15 protein-coding genes and 1 pseudogene are annotated in these 18920 nt (G+C 64.2%); 11 read left to right on the plus strand and 5 right to left on the minus strand.

Translation table 11 applies throughout. The features are described from left to right. Window positions 1-17 precede the first annotated feature (17 nt). Complete coding sequence (locus AC1DUR_RS09310) at window positions 18-1202, minus strand: NAD(P)/FAD-dependent oxidoreductase (RefSeq protein WP_477718612.1); 1185 nt, start codon at window positions 1200-1202, stop codon at window positions 18-20. Between the two features lie 149 nt (window positions 1203-1351). On the opposite strand from AC1DUR_RS09310, the gene AC1DUR_RS09315 reads away from it, so the two are divergent. Together AC1DUR_RS09315 and hutG are read left to right on the plus strand one after the other, a co-directional pair. Next, window positions 1352-2413 (plus strand): LysR family transcriptional regulator, encoded by a 1062-nt coding sequence (locus AC1DUR_RS09315; protein WP_477718613.1) that lies wholly within the window; start codon window positions 1352-1354, stop codon window positions 2411-2413. A gap of 22 nt (window positions 2414-2435) precedes the next feature. After that, window positions 2436-3281, plus strand: coding sequence for an N-formylglutamate deformylase (gene hutG / locus AC1DUR_RS09320; RefSeq protein ID WP_477718614.1), 846 nt, complete (start codon window positions 2436-2438; stop codon window positions 3279-3281). On the opposite strand, the pseudogene AC1DUR_RS09325 reads toward hutG, so the two are convergent. Continuing rightward, a pseudogene (locus AC1DUR_RS09325) lies at window positions 3262-3961 on the minus strand (IS630 family transposase); the annotation flags it as partial. The gene hutG and the pseudogene AC1DUR_RS09325 sit on opposite strands and share 20 nt — an antisense overlap. Window positions 3962-4223: 262 nt before the next feature. On the opposite strand from AC1DUR_RS09325, the gene AC1DUR_RS09330 reads away from it, so the two are divergent. The 5 genes from AC1DUR_RS09330 to AC1DUR_RS09350 all read left to right on the plus strand — a co-directional run bounded on the left by AC1DUR_RS09330 (window position 4224) and on the right by AC1DUR_RS09350 (window position 8559). Next, the gene (locus AC1DUR_RS09330) at window positions 4224-5420 is read left to right on the plus strand and encodes a beta-ketoacyl-[acyl-carrier-protein] synthase family protein (protein WP_477718631.1); all 1197 of its coding nucleotides are present in this window, start codon (window positions 4224-4226) and stop codon (window positions 5418-5420) included. Between the two features lie 25 nt (window positions 5421-5445). Then, on the plus strand, window positions 5446-6279 hold the full coding sequence (locus tag AC1DUR_RS09335; RefSeq protein WP_477718615.1) for a beta-ketoacyl synthase chain length factor: 834 nt from the start codon (window positions 5446-5448) through the stop codon (window positions 6277-6279). Beyond that, entirely contained in the window at window positions 6276-6779 is a 504-nt protein-coding gene (locus AC1DUR_RS09340; protein WP_477718616.1) for a hotdog family protein, read from the plus strand. Before AC1DUR_RS09335 ends, AC1DUR_RS09340 begins: the two co-directional genes overlap by 4 nt. Window positions 6780-6806: 27 nt before the next feature. Beyond that, window positions 6807-7538: a 3-oxoacyl-ACP reductase FabG gene (fabG, locus tag AC1DUR_RS09345; RefSeq protein ID WP_477718617.1), complete on the plus strand. Its 732-nt coding sequence runs from the start codon at window positions 6807-6809 to the stop codon at window positions 7536-7538. A 250-nt stretch (window positions 7539-7788) separates the two neighbouring features. Further along, window positions 7789-8559, plus strand: a complete 771-nt coding sequence (locus tag AC1DUR_RS09350) for a class I SAM-dependent methyltransferase (RefSeq protein ID WP_011484214.1) — start codon at window positions 7789-7791, stop codon at window positions 8557-8559. A 146-nt stretch (window positions 8560-8705) separates the two neighbouring features. On the opposite strand, the gene AC1DUR_RS09355 is transcribed toward AC1DUR_RS09350, so the two are convergent. From AC1DUR_RS09355 to AC1DUR_RS09365, 3 genes are read right to left on the minus strand one after another with little or no spacing between them, the layout of a single operon-like run. After that, window positions 8706-9482, minus strand: a complete 777-nt coding sequence (locus AC1DUR_RS09355; protein ID WP_477718618.1) for a glycosyltransferase family 2 protein — start codon at window positions 9480-9482, stop codon at window positions 8706-8708. A gap of 42 nt (window positions 9483-9524) precedes the next feature. After that, window positions 9525-10340 carry a lysophospholipid acyltransferase family protein gene (locus tag AC1DUR_RS09360; protein ID WP_477718619.1) on the minus strand — a complete coding sequence of 272 codons (816 nt, stop codon included), beginning with the start codon at window positions 10338-10340 and terminating at the stop codon, window positions 9525-9527. A 22-nt stretch (window positions 10341-10362) separates the two neighbouring features. Beyond that, window positions 10363-11715: an NAD(P)/FAD-dependent oxidoreductase gene (locus tag AC1DUR_RS09365; protein ID WP_477718620.1), complete on the minus strand. Its 1353-nt coding sequence runs from the start codon at window positions 11713-11715 to the stop codon at window positions 10363-10365. Between the two features lie 143 nt (window positions 11716-11858). Between AC1DUR_RS09365 and AC1DUR_RS09370 the strand changes: the two genes are divergently transcribed. From AC1DUR_RS09370 to AC1DUR_RS09385, 4 genes are all read left to right on the plus strand, one after another. Continuing rightward, window positions 11859-14084 carry an FUSC family protein gene (locus AC1DUR_RS09370; RefSeq protein WP_477718621.1) on the plus strand — a complete coding sequence of 742 codons (2226 nt, stop codon included), beginning with the start codon at window positions 11859-11861 and terminating at the stop codon, window positions 14082-14084. An 86-nt stretch (window positions 14085-14170) separates the two neighbouring features. Beyond that, a complete protein-coding gene (mutS, locus tag AC1DUR_RS09375; RefSeq protein WP_477718622.1) occupies window positions 14171-16804 on the plus strand; it encodes a DNA mismatch repair protein MutS in 2634 nt (877 codons plus the stop codon). A 33-nt stretch (window positions 16805-16837) separates the two neighbouring features. Next, window positions 16838-17665: a proteasome-type protease gene (locus AC1DUR_RS09380; protein WP_477718623.1), complete on the plus strand. Its 828-nt coding sequence runs from the start codon at window positions 16838-16840 to the stop codon at window positions 17663-17665. A gap of 70 nt (window positions 17666-17735) precedes the next feature. Then, window positions 17736-18557, plus strand: coding sequence for an alpha/beta hydrolase (locus AC1DUR_RS09385; protein ID WP_477718632.1), 822 nt, complete (start codon window positions 17736-17738; stop codon window positions 18555-18557). The last annotated feature ends 363 nt before the right edge of the window (window positions 18558-18920 follow it).

Below are 18920 nucleotides of genomic sequence, written 5' to 3' on the forward strand. Positions count from 1 at the left end.
AAGGGAGGAAGGGCCGATCAGGACACGGCGCCCAGGCCGTACTTGCCGACCAGTTGCTGGCCGGTGCGAAAACGCTCCAGTGCGTAAGGCGCGATGTCGACCTCGGTCGCGAGACCCAGGGCCGATTGCGCCAGCACCAGGCCCACGGCCGGCGAGAGTTTGAAGCCATGGCCGGAAAACCCGTAGCCCACTACCAAGCCTGGCACATCGGGCAGGCGGCCCAGCACCGGGTTCCAGTCAGGCGTCACGTCATAGACACCGGTCCATGACGAGGCCACGCCCGCCGTCTCGTAGCTGGGGAAACGCTCGGCCACCTGGGCGCCGACTTCCACCATGTAATCCATGCTGATGTCGCCCTGCTCGTTGTCGGGCTTGGGCAGGGTTTCGCCCACAACGCCCTCGCTGACCAGCATCTGCTTGCCGCCGTAGCTGCGGCAGTACAGCATGCCTGGCGAACCCAGGTCCTTGTAGACCGGCATCTTGAAGGTGTAGGCCTCAGGGCCCTCGAGGGCGAGCACGCTGTGGCGCTCGGGCACTACCGGGCTCGGAATGCCTGTCCAGCGTTCAATGTCGGTGGCCCAGATGTTCTGCGCGCTGATCACCGTGCCGCTGCGGAAGGTGCCCTGCGAGGTTTCGACGCCGGCGACCTTGCCGCCTTCGAGGAGCAGCTTGTGGACTTCCACGCCTTCCTTGATCTTCACGCCCAGCCGGCGGGCGCTGCGCGCAAAACTGGTTGCGACCAGGTAGGCGTCGGCAAAGCCGGCTTCGGGCTCGTAGCCGATCAGCGCCGCATCGTCGAAGCGCGCAATCGGCAACAGGCTGCGGGCCTCGCTTTGCCCCAGGAAGCGTACTTCGATGCCCTGAGCCTGCTGGGCCTCCAATGCCGCGTGCAATGGCGCGAGCTTGGGGCCTTCAGGCGCGGCGATGACATAGCCGCACTTGACCATGCCAGAGGCGGCGTCTTCATCGCCTAGGTAGTTGGCGAAATCATTGAACACCCTCCATGAGGCCTGCGCCATGCGCACGTTTTCAATCACGGAATAGTGGGTGCGCAGAATGCCACTGGACTGCGAGGTCGTTCCCGCGCCGATTTGCGTGCGGTCCAGCACCAGCACCTTGGTGCACCCCAGGCGCGCCAGATGGTAGGCGACCGAGCTGCCGATCACGCCAGCACCGATCACGATGGCATCGAAGTTTTCCATGTCAATTTCCCAGGAGGTTTGAATAGCTGCAAGCGTAAATAGGGCGGCGGCTGCACTTTGGAGATAAACGAAAACTAATTCAAAATATTAGTTTTGCTTCATAAGTTGCTCTTGCAACCATGGAGCGACCACCATCGTCGGGGTACACCATGCGCAGCCAACAGCCGCCTTCTTCGTCCTTGCCCACGCCAACCGCGGCGTCGCCCGACAACGCGCGGCGCGGTCAGGTTTTGCCCGATTTACGGGCGCTGGCAACGTTTGTCACGGTGTGTGAAGCCGGCTCCATGGTGCTGGCCGCCCAGCGCCTGGGCATCACCCAGAGTGCCGTCAGCCAGATGATCCGCGTGTTGGAGGGCAACTATGGCGTGACCCTGTTTGACCGCGAGGTGCGCCCGGCTCGCCCCACGCGCGCCGGCACACGGCTGTTGGACATGGCCGACGGCTTGCTGTCCAGCGCCCGCGCCGTGTCCGAGCAGTTGCGTGCCAGCATCCGCCTGGACCACACCCAGCTGCGCCTGGGCTGTGTGGACTCTTTTGCCGCCACGGTGGGGCCGGCGCTGGTGCATGCGCTGTCCGGGTCGGCGCGGCAGTTGCAGCTCTGGTCGGGCCTGACGCCTGGCCTGAACCAGCAGTTGCTGGCGCGTGAACTGGACCTGGCCATCTGCACCGAAGTCCCGAAGGAGGACCCCCGCATCACCGAGCGCCTGCTGTTCTCAGAAAGCTGGGTGGCCGTGTTTCCGCGCGGCGCGGCGCCGTCGGCACTGGCCGAAGCCCGTGGGCTGAAGGCTGCCATAGCGGGAGACTTGCCGCTGATCCGCTACTCCCAGCGCTCCGTGATTGGCCAACAGATCGAACGCTTTTTGCGCCACCTGGGCGTGGACGCGCCCAGGCGCTTCGAGTTCGATGCCACCGACCCCATGCTGAGCCTGGTCGCCGCCGGTCTGGGCTGGGCCATCAGCACGCCGCTATGCCTGTGGCAATCGCGCGCCTGGCTGGGCCAGGTTGATCTGCTGGCCATCCCCGGCGCCGGCCTGGGCCGCCGCGACTTCTACCTGCTGTGCCGTGAAGAAGAATGGTCGCCGATGGCCGACGACATTGTCCGCATCACCCAAACCGCGCTCAACCACGACACGCTGCCCGCGATACGCAAGAGCATGCCCCAGCTGCCAGTCGATGCCATTCTGGTTTCTGAACCCCCAAAGAGATCGTAAACACGTTCTAAGCCCACCCACCATGACCCACCCATTGTTCACGCTCCACCAGGGCGATGCCCCGCTGCTGATTTCCATCCCGCACCTGGGCACCTTGTTGCCGGATGAAATCGCCTCCGCCTTCTCACCCGAGGCCGGCATCGTCAGCGACACCGACTGGCACCTGGACAGGCTCTATGCCTTTGCCAAGGACATGGGCGCCTCGGTGCTGGGCGCGACGGTCTCGCGCTACGCCATCGACCTGAACCGCCCGCCCCACGGCGAAAGCCTCTACCCCGGGCAGACCACCACGGGCCTGTGCCCCACGGAAACCTTCAAGGGCGTGCCCCTCTACGCCCCGGGCCGCGAACCCGATGCCGCCGAGATCAGCCGGCGCCGCGCCGCCTACTGGCAGCCCTACCACGACGCCCTGCGCGCCGAGCTGGACCGGCTCCGGGCCTTGCACGGCCAGGTGCTGCTGTGGGAAGCGCACTCCATTGCCAGCGTGCTGCCGCGCCTGTTCGAAGGCAAGCTGCCGGACTTCAATTTCGGCACCAATGCCGGCGCAACGTGCTCAGCATCAATCATGGCGGCCGTGCTCAAGCCGCTGACCGAGCCGAACAAATCACATGATTTCTCGTACGTTTTGAACGGCCGCTTCAAGGGGGGCTATATCACCCGGCATTACGGTAATCCAGACCAAAGCATTCATGCCATTCAACTGGAGATGTGCCAAAGCCTATACATGGATGAAGAATTTCCGTTTGCATTCAGACCGGACCTAGCACATCAGGTTCAGCCTCTATTGCAAGTTCTAATCAACGCCGGGCTAGAAGAAATCGCCGTTCGAACGCTGCGAGGCGTCCTGCAAGGTACTCCATCGGATTGAGATCGGGTGCGTACGGCGGCAGAAACGCGATCTGGATGTGCCCGTTCAGACTGTCCAGGTAGTCGCGCACCAGACGGCTGCGTTGCGCCTTCAGGCCATCCCAGATGACAAGCAGCGGCGGGTTTGCCCCTTGGGGGCCCAGGTACGCACTCGAGTTGGGCGTTCGCTGATGCCCGATTCGTCGATGAAGACGATCAGCCGGCCTTCTCGCTGGGCCTTTTTTTGAGCGCGGGCCAAGTGCGCCGCGTCCACTGCCGCATCGCTTCTTCGTCGCGCTCGATGGCGCGCTTTTCGGGTTTTTGCGCGCTGAAGCCCAGGCTGCCCAGGATGCGCCAGACCTGCGTCTGGCCAAAGAGCACGCCGTGCATACGATCGATGACGGCACCCACCCGCTTGAGGGTCCACAACTCGGTTCCGAATCCATGCTCGGTCGGGCTTTGCAGCAGGGCTTTTCGCACAGCCGCCAGCTGCTGCTCATCCAACTGGGCCGGCCGCCCGCGCTCTGGCACGGCTCGCAAGGCATCGATGCCGCCCTCATTGAGCAGCCTTTTCCATGTGTACACGGTTTGCCGCGCCACGCCCACGGCCAATGCCACTTCCGCGCAGCCCTTGCCCGCCAGCAGCATGTGCCCGGCCCGCAAGCGCTTCTTCGCCGCTTCGCTCAATCGCTTTTGCACCATGCCAACATTCTCCAGGATCGTTCCTGGGAGACATAACGCTCGAGTTGCTCGGCGGTTGTCATGTTTTTAGGAAACATCAATAAACAGCATTATTTGGCCATTTTCCCTGTCCTTGGGGTCTCGTTGGGCGGGGGTCAATGCCTGTTTTTCAGGCAGGCGCTGAGGCTCCTCCTTTGCCCAAGCCTTCTTTTTAGCGGCGCCCGACGCCCCCACGCCTGTATTTGCTAACATCTCACTTCATCTTTTGATTGGCTAGTTTTTTCTGAACCCGCTCTGGCTCTCCCATTTCACCGCCACCAGCTGCATCGGCCAAGGCTTGGGCGAGACGCTGGCTTCGCTGCGGGCGCAGCGCAGCGGCCTGAAGCCCTGCGATTTCGATTCGGCTGACCTGCCCACCTGGATTGGGGCCGTCGAGGGCCTGGCCGACGAAGCCTTGCCTGCCGGACTCCAGGCATTCGATTGCCGCAACAACCGGCTGGCCCGGCTGGCCCTGCGGCAAGACAATTTCGAGCAGGCGGTACAGGACGTGGCCGCACGCGTAGGACACCGGCGAATCGGCATCTTTCTGGGCACCAGCACCTCCGGCATCCTGCAGACCGAGCTCGCCTACCGCGACCTGGACCCCGCCACCGGCGCGCTGCCCGCCAGCTTTATTTATGCATCCACGCACAACCCCTTCTCGGTGACAGCCTTCGTGCGCGAGTATTTCCGTCTCGAAGGACCGGCGGTGACGGTGTCTTCGGCCTGCTCTTCCAGCGCCAAGGTCTTTGCTTCGGCCCGCCGCATGATGGCCGCCGGGCTGATTGACGCGGCCATCGTCGGCGGGGTGGATTCGCTGTGCCTGACCACGCTGTACGGCTTCAACTCGCTGGATCTGCTATCGCGCAGCCCGTGCCAACCCTTTGACGCCGCGCGCAAGGGCATCTCCATCGGCGAAGGTGCGGCCTTTGCACTGCTGGAGAGGACGCCTGGCAGTCTGGACGCCAGCGCGGTGCTGCTGCGCGGCGCCGGTGAATCCAGCGACGCGCACCACATGTCGGCGCCGCATCCGGACGGGCTGGGCGCAGTCATGGCGATGCGGCAGGCACTGGCCAGCGCGGGCCTGCAGCCCGGCGCGATCGACTACATCAACCTGCACGGCACGGCCACCCCCTCCAACGACGCGGCGGAGAGCAAGGCCGTCGCCACCGTTTTTGGCGCGCATGCGCTGCCCTGCAGCTCCACCAAGGGGGCGACCGGCCACACGCTCGGAGCCGCCGGTGGCATAGAGGCCGTGATCAGCGCGCTGGCCCTGCAACAGGGCTTCATGCCCGGCGGCGTGAACACCGACAGCGTGGACCCCAGCCTGCCGGTCAACTACCTGCTGGAAAACCGCGATCAGGCGCTGACGCATGTGCTCAGCAATTCTTTCGGTTTCGGCGGCACCAACTGCAGCCTTGTTTTTGGCCGCGCCGGCTGAATGCCGAATACGTGAAACGCCGGATATGACTGCATCCAACCCACCCGCCGCCAACCCGCTCACGGTTTTTGTCGAGGGCATAGGACTGTTAGGCCCCGGTTTTTCCAGCTGGGAAGAAGGCCGCCAGCACCTGGCTGGCCTGGCGCCCTATGCCCCGCAAAAAACCCTGCTTCCCTCGCCAATGTCGCTGCCACCGGCGGAACGCCGGCGTGCCGGTGCGGTCATCAAGGTTTCGTTGGCGGTCGGCCATGAGGCGGTTGACGCGGCCGGACTTAGCGCCGCCGAACTGCCCTCGGTATTCACGTCCTCGAGTGGTGACGGTGTCAATTGCCACGAGATCTGCTCGGCGCTGGCCTCCAGCGACCGGCTGATTTCACCCACCCGCTTTCACAACTCGGTGCACAACGCGGCGTCAGGTTACTGGAGTATTTCCACCGGCGCCATGCCCTCTTCGTCGGTGCTGTGCGCCTACGACGGCAGCTTTGCCGCCAGCTTGCTGGAAGCGATGACGCAGGCCGTCATCGACGACACCCCGGTGCTGCTGGTGGCCTACGACACCGATTACCCGGAACCGCTGCGCAGCAAGCGGCCGGTTCCCGACACGATGGGCGTGGCGCTGGTCATCCGCCCCGGCGCCAGCGCACGCAGCGTGGCCCGCATCACGCTGCAGGGCGGCAACGGCCTGACCACGGCTGCGGCCACTGTGATGAGCGACGCCGGGCTGGAGTTCCTGCGCCAGACCATTCCGGCCGCCCGCGCCTTGCCTCTGTTGCAGGCTCTTGCCCAACAGCAGGCGGCAGCGCTGGTACTGGATTACCTGGAAGGCACGCAACTGGCGCTGGAAGTCGCGCCGCCATGAACAGGCAGCCCCTGAACCGGGACGACATCGCCCGCCGCATTCCCCACCAGGGCAGCATGTGCCTGCTCGACACCGTCACGGCTTGGGACGACAGCCACATCCGTTGCCAGGCCAGCAGCCATCGCGCCCCCGACCACCCGCTGCGGGCTCATGGCCGGCTGGGAGCGGCCTGCGGCGTGGAATATGCGGCGCAAGCCATGGCGGTGCACGGCACCCTGGTGACGGAGGCGGCTGCGGGCACTGTCGGCGGCAGCTCGCCACCGCGCGCCGGCTACCTGGCCAGCATGCGTAGCGTGAACCTGTATGTCGAACGGCTGGACACGGTGCCCGGCCCCCTGACCGTCAGCGCGGAGCGGATGACCGGGGACGCCAACACCGTGCTTTATAGCTTCACGGTGCAGGCCGGAACCCAGACCCTGCTCAGCGGGCGTGCGGTTGTCGTGCTCGATGCGGCCCTCTTGCCGAGCCCCGTCAACAACGGCAGCGGCAGCGCGGGCTGAACCCTCCGGCCTTTCCAGGACACCTTCATGACCCCTCCCCTCAAACGTGCACTTGTCACCGGCGGCAGCGGCGGCATCGGCTCGGCCATCTGCCGGCGCCTGGCGGCCGACGGCTTCAGCGTCATTGTTCATGCCAACAGCCACCTGGCCACGGCGCAGGCCGTGGCGGCCAGCATCGCGGCCGACGGCGGTCAGGCGCAGGCCGTGGCTTTTGATGTCACCGATGCCTCCGCCACGGCGGCTGCACTGGAGGCCCTGCTCGAACAGGGGCCCATCCAGGTGCTGGTCAACAACGCCGGCATCCACGACGACGCCGTGTTCCCCGGCATGCAGCTGTCCCAATGGCAGCGCGTGCTGGATGTGTCGCTCAACGGCTTTTTTCACGTCACCCAACCCCTGACGCTGCCGATGATACGGACCCGCTGGGGCCGCATCATCACCATCACCTCCGTGGCCGCCGTGGCCGGCAACCGGGGCCAGGTCAACTATTCAGCGGCCAAGGGAGCCCTGCACGCCGCCACCAAATCGCTGGCCCTCGAAGTGGCCAGCCGCGGCATCACCGTCAACGCCGTGGCGCCGGGCATCATTGACACGGCCATGAGCAATAGCAGCTTCAGTTCCGACGTCATCGAACGCATGGTGCCGATGAAGCGGGCCGGCCGGGCCGATGAAGTGGCCGACCTCGTCGGTTTTCTGGCATCAGAGCGGGCGGCTTACATCAGCGGGCAGATCATTTCCATCAATGGCGGCATGATCTGACCCCCGAACCAGCAGTTATCCGCTTGACTGTTGAAAAAGACGTGTAAAACTGGCTGATCCAGCGTCAAGGGCAATCACCTCAAGGGGAGAGCACAACGCACCCCATCAAGCCCCCCGGGGCACGCCTGGCCGCGTTGCTCCTCCTTGCAGACATCAGCCTGCGTCATCGTCGCACCTTGCCAACGCACGCCCATGACGGCCCACCCCCGGCGCGTCCAACTGCCGTTTCAGGTCTAGAGGTAAATACCCCATGAAGACTTCCGAACCCGTCCCTACGACGCATGCACCCCATATTCCGCTCACTGATTACTACCAGACAGAGCAGGATAGGCAAGCCTATTTGCGCAAGATCTTTGACAATACCGCTGCGGATTACGACCGTATCGAGGCGATGTTGGCATGGGGCACCGGTTCCCGTTACCGGCACCAGGCCCTGATCCGGGGCGGTTTGCAAGCGGGCATGAAAGTGCTCGATGTGGGCGTGGGAACCGGCCTGGTTGCTGCGCAGGCCTGCCTCTTGGCCGGCGATCCCGCCTTGGTCACCGGGGTTGATCCCAGCCCCGGCATGATGGCAGCCAGCAAGCTGCCCAAGACCATGGTGCTGATGGAGGGCCGGGCCGAATCATTGCCCTTTCCGGACAACCACTTTGATTTCCTGAGCATGGGCTATGCACTTCGCCACATCAGTGACCTGGGTGTGGCGTTTGCAGAGTTTCAACGGGTATTGAAGCCCGGAGGCCGCCTGTGCATCCTTGAAATAACCCAGGCGAAAAGCGGCTTGGGACAGTGGCTGCTCAAAACTTACATGCGGGGTGTGATACCGCTGCTGACACGGTTTATTTCCCGGGAAAAAGATACAGCAACAATCTGGCGTTACTACTGGGACAGCATAGAAGCCTGCGTCCCTCCCGAACAGGTCATGGCCACACTGAGGGCGGCCGGGCTGACGCAGGTCAAGCAACACCTGGAGGTTGGCGTGTTTTCGGAATACCAGGCGATCAAACCCGGGAACGCCAGTTGACGGCCTGCCGCAGGAAGGCAGGCATCATGAACACTGGCTTTGGGACGAACACCGTCACCAGGGGGAGAAGCGCCAGCCCAGCCTGAACCGCCAGCACCCACTGGCTGCGCTCAGCTGCCGCTCCAGCAAAAAACTCCCAGGATTGTTCATGGGCGCCCGAACAAGCGCCTCGCCAGCAACACGGGCAGACGCAGCACAAACCCCAGAAACAGGCGCGAGTGCATCCAGCTCAGCAAGAGGTTGTCGCGCAGGTAGTTGAAGTGCGAGACCCCGCCTTCGTCGGCGCGAAAATATCTGACGGTGGCCGGCAGGTTGACCGGCTTGACGCCGCGCCAGCACATGCGCACCGCCGCCTCGGGGTCAAAGTCAAAACGGCGCATCCAGCGCTGCCCATGCATCACCTCGCGCAGCGGCGCAATCGGGTAGACGCGAAAGCCGAACAGCGAATCGCCAATGCCGGCCCACAGGGTCTCCAGGTTGGCCCAACCGTTCGACAGCTTGCGGCCGTTGACGCGCAGGCGCGGCGCATCGGCCGCGAACACCGGCTCACCCAGCACCATGACGGCGGGCTGGGCGGCGGAGGTGGCCATGAAGTCGGGAATCAGCGGCGCCGGATGCTGGCCATCGGAGTCCATGGTCAGCACATGCGTGAAGCCTTGCGCCGCGGCCAGGTCCAGCCCGTGCAGCACGGCAGCGCCCTTGCCGACGTTGTGCGGCAGCACGATCACCCGCAGGCCTTCATCCTGCGCCGCCATCGCCTGCAGGCCCTCGGCGCTGGCATCGGTGCTGCCATCGACCACCACCCAGACAGGCGTCCACTGCGCGCGCGCCGAACGCACCGTGTCATAGACCTTGGGGCCGGGGTTGTAGCTGGGAATCAGGACAAGATGCGTGCGGGACGCGCTGGGCAACAAAGCATTCATGGACAGGAAAGAAAGATAGAGAAAAAGCGAAAGCGGCCCGGTTCAGGCCGGCGGCGCCTTGGCAGGAAAGTCGGGCAACTGCGCATGCGCCAGCTCCGCCTGGAAGTATTGCTCCAGCTCGCTGACAAAATGCGCCGTATGCTGGGGCGGATCAAACCGCTTGCCAAGCCGGACCCTGTAAGTGATGGGCATTTTAGGCGTCCAGAACACCGACCAGCCTTTGCCCAGAAAAGCCGAATCAGTTTCGATAAACACCGTCTGCACCGGCACGCCGGCATTTTTGGCGATCAGCCCCGTCGTCCCCTGCATCGCACCCACTGGAAACCGGTTGGTGCGCGTGCCCTCCGGAAACAGCAGCAAATGGCTGCCCTGGCGTAAATCGGCAACGCCCAATTGCACCATGGTACGGATCGGCGTGTTGCGGATGTAGCCGGTCAGCCGTGCCCCCGCGCCAAAAAAGACACTGTTGACCAGTTCGGCCTTCATGATGCAGGCCGCATTGGGCAGGCGCGACAAAATCATCACGGCGTCGAGCAGCGAGGGATGATTGGGCGCTATTAACATGGCCGGCTCTCCCTGCAGCACATCAAGCGCGGCCAGGTCAAAGCGGCAGGCCCCCATGAGTACCAGAAAACGCAAGTAACCCCGGGCCAGCAGGTTGACCAGCTTGCGGCCTATCCGCTTGCTCAGCGCGCGCGGCAAGAGCGCGCGCATCGGCAAGGCCAGCAAGGTCACGGTCAGGCAGATCACGCCCAGCAGCGCGAAGCCCAAGTGCAGCCTGATGGTTTCATGCAGGGCCCTGCGAGCGGCGTGCAGCTTGAGGTGTTCGTTCAGCACAGCATGGGGCTTGTGTTCCATAAAGTCAGGCCTGTGGCCGGCCCTAGCGCGCAGCCGTTTCAGCACCCTCTACGACGCGAATGTTGGCCTTGCGCATGCGCATGGCCTGCCACGAGCGTTTGAGATTCCAGGCTGATGCAATGTAGAAAATGCCCTTGAGCACCGCCAGTGACCGCCAGATCGGTGTTTTGCCAAAAATATCGCCGGCCAGCATTGACAGCAACGCTTCTTTCACGCGCCACACATTGCTCGGATCCATGAACATGTCGCGCATGGTCGGGTTGGTCACGCGGTAGATGAACCAGGAAAACTCCTTGGGGCCCAACCGCACCTGCTGGTCAAAATGCGCCAGTGCCGACGCGGCTTTGGCGGGTTCGCGCAGGCAGGTATCGACCGTCTCGGCCCCGACAAAGCCGCCCTGCATCGCCAGCATGACGCCGGACGAAAATACCGGGTCAATGAAGGTGAAGGCATCGCCAATCATCACGTAGTTGGGGCCGTGCGTGCGGTCGCAGGCGTAAGAGAAGTTGCCGGTCGCCTCCACTTCGGAGGCCAGCGTCGCGTGGGCCAGCCGCTCGCTCAGGGCCGGGCACATCGCAATCGTGTCGAGGAAAAAATCCCTGACGGGCGTGGTGCGGCTCTTCAAATAATGCGGCCAGACCACGGCACCGATGCTGGTGAAGCCGTCCGCCAACGGGATCAACCAGAACCAGCCATGCTCGAACCAGAAGATGGTGATGTTGCCTTCGTCCTGGCCCGGATGCCGGCTGGCACCGGTGAAGTGACCATAAAGCGCAGAACTGTTGTGCTTGGGATTGCGGCGTTTGACGTCGAACTGCTTGCCCAGCAAGGTGTCCCGCCCCGAGGCGTCCACCACAAAGCGGGCGCGCCAGTGCTGGACGCGGCCATCCTCGTGCTGCGCATGCACCGTAGCGCTGCCATGGTCGGCCGCAAACGCGACGTCCTTGACGCGGCAGCCTTCAATGACTTCGGCGCCCAGGCGGGCGGCATTGCGGATCAGGATTTCGTCGAACTCGGAGCGCCGCACCTGGTAGGAAAACGGCATGGACTTGTCCCAGGCGTCGCCGAATTTGAAGGTCTGGCTCTTGGCCTCATGCCAGGGCGAGACAAATTCGGCGCCCCATTTCTCCATCCCGATGGCCTTGACGGCATCAGCCACGCCGAGTTTTTCAAACAATGGCAAGTTGGCCGGCAGCAGCGACTCGCCGATGTGAAAGCGCGGATGGTGTTCTTTTTCGAGGACCACCACCTTGTGCCCCCGTTGCGCCAACAGCGCCCCTGCCGTGGCCCCCGCCGGACCACCACCGATCACGAGTACGTCGCATTCGCTCAGGGTTTCCGGGATTGTAGGGGTCGGTGAACTCTGTTCGGTCATTGCGTTCTTTCGTTGGAGTGGGATAGGCATCAATTGCAATGAATTGACGGCATTCCGGCAACCAGGGCAATTTACCACGCATCAAGCACCCCACTTGCCGCACATCACCCAGCCGCCATTGGGTAAAGTGTGTGCAACGCACCATGAACCGCACCCAGCCTGCCCTGAACACCCCGCTGCCGCTGGCAGCACGCCTGCAGGGCCAGGCGAAAAGCTGGTTGCGGGTCGTCCTGAGCCAGTATGTAGCCAATGGCCTCACGGTCTCGCTGGGCCTGGTGCTGATCATGCTGGCCATCTTCGAGGCTGCCGGCCTGGCCGCGGCCTCTACCGCCGCGGTCGGCGTCCTGGTCACCAGCCTGCCGGATGTACCCGCCCCGCGCAAGCGCAAGATCATGCAGATGCTGCCCGCCCCGCTGCTGGGGGTGCCGCTGTTCGTGCTGGTGCAGCTGGTGCGCCAGGACGCGGTGTTGCTGGGCGTGGTGCTGGTAGCCGGCACCTTCCTGGCCGTCATGATGATGGCCTGGGGCAAGCGCGGCGGCCCCATCTGCTTTTCACTGATGTTCGCCATGCTGTTTTCGATGGCCGCGCCACCTGTCGACTCGCTGGAGCAGATCGCCCTGGATGCCGGCTGGTTTCTGGCCGGCGCCGTGCTGTACCTGCTCTGGGCCGTGCTCACCACCCACCTGCTCAACCAGCGCTATCGCACCCAGCTGCTGGCCGAATGCCTGAACAGCTTTGCCCAAATCCTGCGCACCCAGGCCCGGCGTTTCGCCCCGCAGCCCGACCACCAGGCGCTGCTGGCCAGCATGCTGCAGCAGCAGGCAGAGCTGGCAGACCACCTGCAAAACACGCGCGACGTGGTGCTGGAGTCGCCCACCACGCCGCCGCGCCAGCGCCTGGCCGCCATGCTGCTCAGCCTGCTCGAAGCGCGCGACCACCAGCTGGCCTGCGACCTGGACCTCGACATCCTGCTGGACCACAGCGCCGGCACCGCTACCCTGCCGGCGCTGCAGCAGGCGCTCAATGCCACCGCCAGCGGGCTGGAGGCGCTCAGCCTGTCCCTGCTGCTGGGCAAATCAGGCCATGCGATTGACGCCATGGACGACCTGCGCGCGCAGCTGGCCGGCGTGCTGCCGCCGCGCACCGCCCTGCTGAACGCGCTGGAGCCCGATCCGCTGCAAACACAGCTACCCGATACCGTGGCGCTGCTGCACAACATGGCGGACCGCATCGGCCACATCAACGACGAGGCGGTGAAAATTGCCACCCTGGCGCGTGGCGACCTGGCACCCGAGCTGGCGGCCGTGCGCACGCAATGGCAGCTCTTTGTCAGCGCCACCACCTGGTCGTGGAAGCCGCTGCTGGGCCAGCTGACCTGGCGCGCGCCCACGCTGCGCTATGCGCTGCGCGCCACGCTGGCAGTCGGCGCCGGCTACCTCGTGTCCCTGCGCCTGCCCTGGGTGGCGCATGAATACTGGATCCTGCTCACCATCGTCGTCGTGATGCGCGGCAACCTCGCGCAAACCGTGCAGCGCCGCAATGCGCGCGTGGGCGGCACCTTGCTGGGCTGCGGGCTGGTCATGGCGATACTGGCCATCCATCCGGGCGCCCGCAGCATCTTCTTCGTGGTGGCGCTGAGCATGGGGCTGGCGCATGCCTTTGCCCTGCGCCGCTATCTCTTCACCTCCATCGCCGCGACGGTTTCCGGCCTGCTGCAGGCCCACCTGCTGCTGGCCGGCGAGCAATTCACTTTCGCGGTGGGCGAACGGCTGGCCGACACCCTGCTCGGCGCCCTGATCGCCTGGATCTTCAGCTATGTCCTGCCAGCCTGGGAGCGCAACCAGATTCCGGGCCTGGTACGGCGCAGCGTGCAGGCGCAGATCCGGCATGCCCGGCTGGCCCTGGCCCTGCTCGGCGGCCCGCAAACCTCGGACCTGCCCTGGCGGCTGGCCCGCCGTGACGCGTACAACAGCCTCTCGGAGTTGACCCTGGCCACCCAGCGCACCCTGGCCGAACCGCGCCAGGTCAGGCCGCCGCTAGAGCCGCTGGAGGCCCTGCAGGCACGCAGCTACCAGCTGCTGGCCCAACTCACGGCCGTCAAGTCACTGCTCCTGCTGCGCCGCGCGCAACTGGATTTGTCGGTGGCCGGCCCCGCGCTGGCGCAGGCCGCCGAGCATATTGCGGCTGAACTGTCCGGCACCGCAGCTACACCGCAGGCCGTCGAACTCCCGATTGCCGGCCAGCCCTTCCAGCCCCGGCCCGACCCCCTCGTGGCAACCGACCTGACCCCCTGGCTGCTGCGCCGCCTGGCGCTGGCCTGTGCCATGGCGCGGGAGCTGCGGCAGGCGGCGGCCCGTGCACTGGCCTGAAGCAGACCACATTGACATTGATAATGCTGTTTTCAGCAGTATTCAGCACCAGTCAGTATTGAACTGCACGACGTCCTACCAAAAGCATGAGTGAAACCATCCGGGTGACCCCAGAACACACCAATCCCGCCGGGCCGCTGGAGCGCCACACCCCCATGATGCAGCAGTACCTTGGCATCAAGGCCGGGTATCCCGACACGCTGGTCTTCTACCGCATGGGTGACTTTTACGAAGTCTTTTTCGCCGATGCCGAAAAAGCCGCGCGCCTGCTCGACATCACGCTGACGCGGCGCGGCCAGTCGGGCGGCGAGCCGGTGGTGATGGCCGGCGTTCCCTTTCATTCGCTGGAAGGCTACCTGGCCAAACTGATCAAGCTTGGCGAGTCCGTCGCCATCTGCGAGCAGGTCGGTGACGTCGCGACATCCAAGGGCCCGGTCGAGCGCAAGGTAGTGCGCGTGGTGACGCCGGGCACGCTCACCGATACCGAATTGCTGAACGACAAGGCCGAATCGATTTTGCTGGCCGTGCACCAGGGCGCGCGCAACACCTGCGGCCTGGCCTGGCTGAGCGTCACCCAGGGTGAAATTCACCTGGCGCATTGCGCCAATGACGAACTGGAAACCTGGCTGGCGCGTGTCAACCCCAGCGAACTGCTCTACAACGTCGACGTCACGCCGGCGTTTGAACAGCGCCTGAAAACCCAGCGCTGCGCGGCCAGCGCGCGCCCGGCCTGGCAGTTTGACGGGGCGCTGGGCGCGCGCCGCTTGCTCGAACAGCTCAAGGTGGCTTCGCTGGCCTCATGGAATGCGGAAGCGCTGAACGAGGCCCATGCCGCCGCCTCGGCGCTGCTGGGCTACGCCGAACATACGCAGGGCCGCACGCTGCCCCATGTGCAGGGCCTGCAGGTGGTGCGGTCGGGGGAACTCATTGAACTGCCCCAAAGCACGCGCCGCAACCTCGAACTCACGCAAACCCTGCGCGGCGAAGATTCGCCCACGCTGTTTTCCCTGCTGGACACCTGCAGCACCGGCATGGGCAGCCGCGCGCTGAAAAGCTGGCTGCTGAGCCCGCGCCGCGACCGCGCGCAGGCTCAAGCCCGCCTCGAAGCGATTGCGCATTTGCGGGGGGGGCTACAGCAAACCCTGCGCGCCAGGCTCAAGGGCTGCAGCGATGTCGAACGCATCACCGCCCGCCTCGCGCTGCGGCAAGTCAGGCCGCGCGAACTGGTGGCGCTGCGCCAGACCCTGGACAAGCTGCAGCAACAATCAGAGCACGCCGCTGGTGAAAGTACTGGGCTGCCGGAACTGTTGACCCGAATTTTTGAGGATCTGCAGCCCCCGCCAGGATGCACCGAATTGCTGGGCCGCTATGTGCTCGACGAGCCCGCCGCACTGATTCGCGACGGCGGCGTCATCAACCACGGCTGCGACGCCGACCTCGACGAACTGCGCGCCATCCAGACCAACTGCGATGGCTTTCTGCTCGAGCTGGAAGGCCGTGAAAAGGCCCGCACCGGCATTGCCAACCTGCGCGTGCAGTTCAACAAGGTGCACGGCTTCTACATCGAGGTCACGCAGGGCCAGCTCGACAAGGTGCCCGACGACTACCGCCGCCGCCAGACCCTGAAGAATGCCGAGCGCTACATCACGCCCGAACTCAAGGCCTTTGAAGACAAGGCCCTGTCGGCGCAGGAGCGCGCACTCGCACGCGAAAAGTGGCTGTACGAGCAGTTGCTCGACCAGTTGCAGGCCTTCATTCCCGCGCTGAGCCGCCTGGCGCGCGCCCTCGCCTCGCTCGACGCCCTGTGCGCGCTGGCCGAGCGCTCGCTCACGCTGAACTGGGCCGCCCCGGTGTTTGTGAAGGAACCCTGCATCGACATCACCCAGGGCCGCCATCCGGTGGTTGAAGCGCGGCTGGCGGAAACCGGTGGCGGCTCCTTCATCGCCAATGATTGCAGCCTGAGCGGCAAACACCGCATGCAGGTCATCACCGGCCCCAACATGGGCGGCAAATCCACCTATATGCGCCAGGTCGCGCTGATCGTGCTGCTGGCCAGCGTGGGCTCCTACGTGCCGGCCGCCCGTTGCCGGCTCGGGCCCATAGACGCCATCCACACCCGCATCGGCGCCGCCGACGACGTGGCCAACGCGCAGTCCACCTTCATGCTCGAGATGACCGAGGCGGCGCAAATCCTGCACACCGCCACGCCGCATTCGCTGGTGCTGATGGATGAAATCGGCCGCGGCACGTCCACCTTTGACGGCTTGGCACTCGCCGGTGGGATTGCCGCCTACCTGCACAACAAGACCCAGGCCTTCACCCTGTTTGCCACGCATTATTTTGAGCTGACCGAGTTCCCCGCGCAGCACCATGGCGCCATCAATGTCCATGTCAGCGCCGTGGAATCGGGGGCGAATATTGTGTTTCTGCACCACATCGAACCCGGCCCTGCCAGCAAGAGCTACGGCATTGCCGTGGCAAAACTCGCCGGTGTGCCCAGCGCGGTGGTCACCCATGCCCGCCACGCGCTGAATGCGCTGGAAACGCAGCAAACCGAAACACGCGCCCAGGTGGATCTTTTTGCCGCTCCGCCAGCAACAGCCGCACCTGAACAAACTGCTCTTGACAGGGCATTGGATACGATAGACCCTGATGCCCTGAGCCCCCGTGAGGCGCTGGATGCGCTCTACCAGCTAAAAAAGCTGTCGGCGCTGGCTTGAATGCGAAATACCAAACCCCTTCACCCAACTGCCATGACTTATTGCACTGCCATCAAACTGAATGCCGGTCTGGTCTTCTTGTCAGACTCCCGCACCAATGCCGGACTCGACCACATCAGCACCTTCCGCAAAATGATCGTCTATGAAAAGGCCGGCGACCGTTTCATGGTGCTGCTGACCGCCGGCAACCTGTCGATTTCGCAATCGGTGCGCGAGATTCTCCAGATCGAGCACATCAAGGACGCCGAAACCGGCGAATCCATCACCATCTGGAACGCCAAAAGCATGTTCGATGCCGCCCGCGTGCTGGGCTCGGCGATACGCCACGTCTATGACCGCGATGCCGACGCCCTGCGGAAAGCCGATGTCGATTTCAATGTCTCGCTGATCTTTGGCGGCCAGATTCGGGGCGAAGGCATGCGCCTGTTCCAGATGTACTCGGCCGGCAACTTCATTGAAGCGACGGGTGAAACGCCTTACTTCCAGGTGGGCGAATCGAAATACGGCAAGCCGGTTCTCGACCGCGTCATCACCCCCGAGACGCCGCTGGCGGAAGCCGCCAAATGCGCGCTGGTGTCGATGGACTCGACCATGAAGTCCAATCTCTCGGTGGGCATGCCGCTGGACCTCGTGGTGTATGAGGCTGACAGCTTCCAGAGCGACAAGGTGGTCTGCATCGACAGCAGCAACCCCTATTACTCGATGCTGCACAACAACTGGGGCAGGAGGCTGCGCGAAGTGTTCGACAGCATTGAAGACCCGGTATGGGACGACGCGCACACAGACATTCCCCTGAAAATGCCGGCAAGCCGCCATGACCCGCTCAAGAAAATCAGCGGTCCCAACGAAAAGCTGATTTAAACCCGTGCCGTCTTCTACCTCCTCTCCCTCCTCTCCCTCCTCGACCTCGTCTACCGCCCCCGCCAAAGCCCTGGTCATCTTCTCGCACGGCAATAGTTTTCCCGCCAGCACCTATGGCGTGCTGTTCAAGAGCCTCAAGGCCCGCGGCTTTCAGGTCAAGGCGATTGAAAAATTCGGCCACGACCCGCGCTACCCAGTCACCAGCAATTGGCCGCACCTGGTGCAGCAGCTTGCCGACTTCACCAGCCAGGAGGTCGAAAAGTCCGGCCAGCCCGCTTTCCTGGTCGGCCACTCGCTGGGCGGTTTTTTAAGCCTGATGTGCGCGGCGCGAAACCCGGTGCTGGGCGGCCTGCCCGTGCAGGGAGTGCTGATGCTTGACTCGCCGATTCTGGGCGGCTGGCGCGCCACTGCGCTCAGCGTAGCCAAGCGCGCCCAGCTGGTGGGCTCCATCTCGCCGGGCGCCATCAGCCGCAGGCGCAAACAGCAGTGGCTGGGCCGCGACGAAGTGCTGGCGCATTTCCGCAGCAAAAAAGCCTTTGCCCAGTGGGATGAGCAGGTGCTGATTGACTACATCGAGCACGGCACACACGATGCCGACACGGGCACCGGCAGCCAGCGCCTGCTGAGCTTTGACCGCGATGTGGAAACCAGCATCTACAACACCCTGCCCGACAACCTGGAGAGCCTGCTAAAAGCGCATCCACTCAAATGCCCGGTCGCCTTCATCGGCGGGCGGCAGTCGGCCGAGATGAAACAGGTCGGGATGGCCATGACGGAGAAGGTGACGAAGGGGCGGATCATGATGCTTGATGGCAGTCATCTGTTTCCCATGGAGAAGCCTGAGGCTACGGCGGCGGCTGTCGAGGCGGCTCTGCGGAATTTTGCTGATTAACTGTCTGGGTTGGGGTTGCTGAGGCTTGCTGGCCGGGGGGAGCCCGGCGGCTCGTCACTTTATTTTGTCTCGCCAAAATAAAGTAACCAAACAAAAGGCGACCCTGCTGTCTGCGTCCCTGCGCTTCGCTGCGGGCAGCCTGCGGTGCTTATATGGACGCCTTCCGTGAGGCAAGTGCTGATTGGAAGTTCTGGCCGGGCGGATTGACTGCTTGCTTATATCCGGCCTTTTCGTTGCAAAGCGGCTTTCAGAACCCTCGCCTTGCTGGCCCCTATGGTGATTCGCGAAGTCGGGGCTTATCTCGGTAAAGGACTTCGCCCCAGGCGTGTCCAAGCACCGCACCAGCTTTACCGACCCACGGTC

Source organism: Polaromonas sp. P4_F4 (assembly GCF_056401355.1).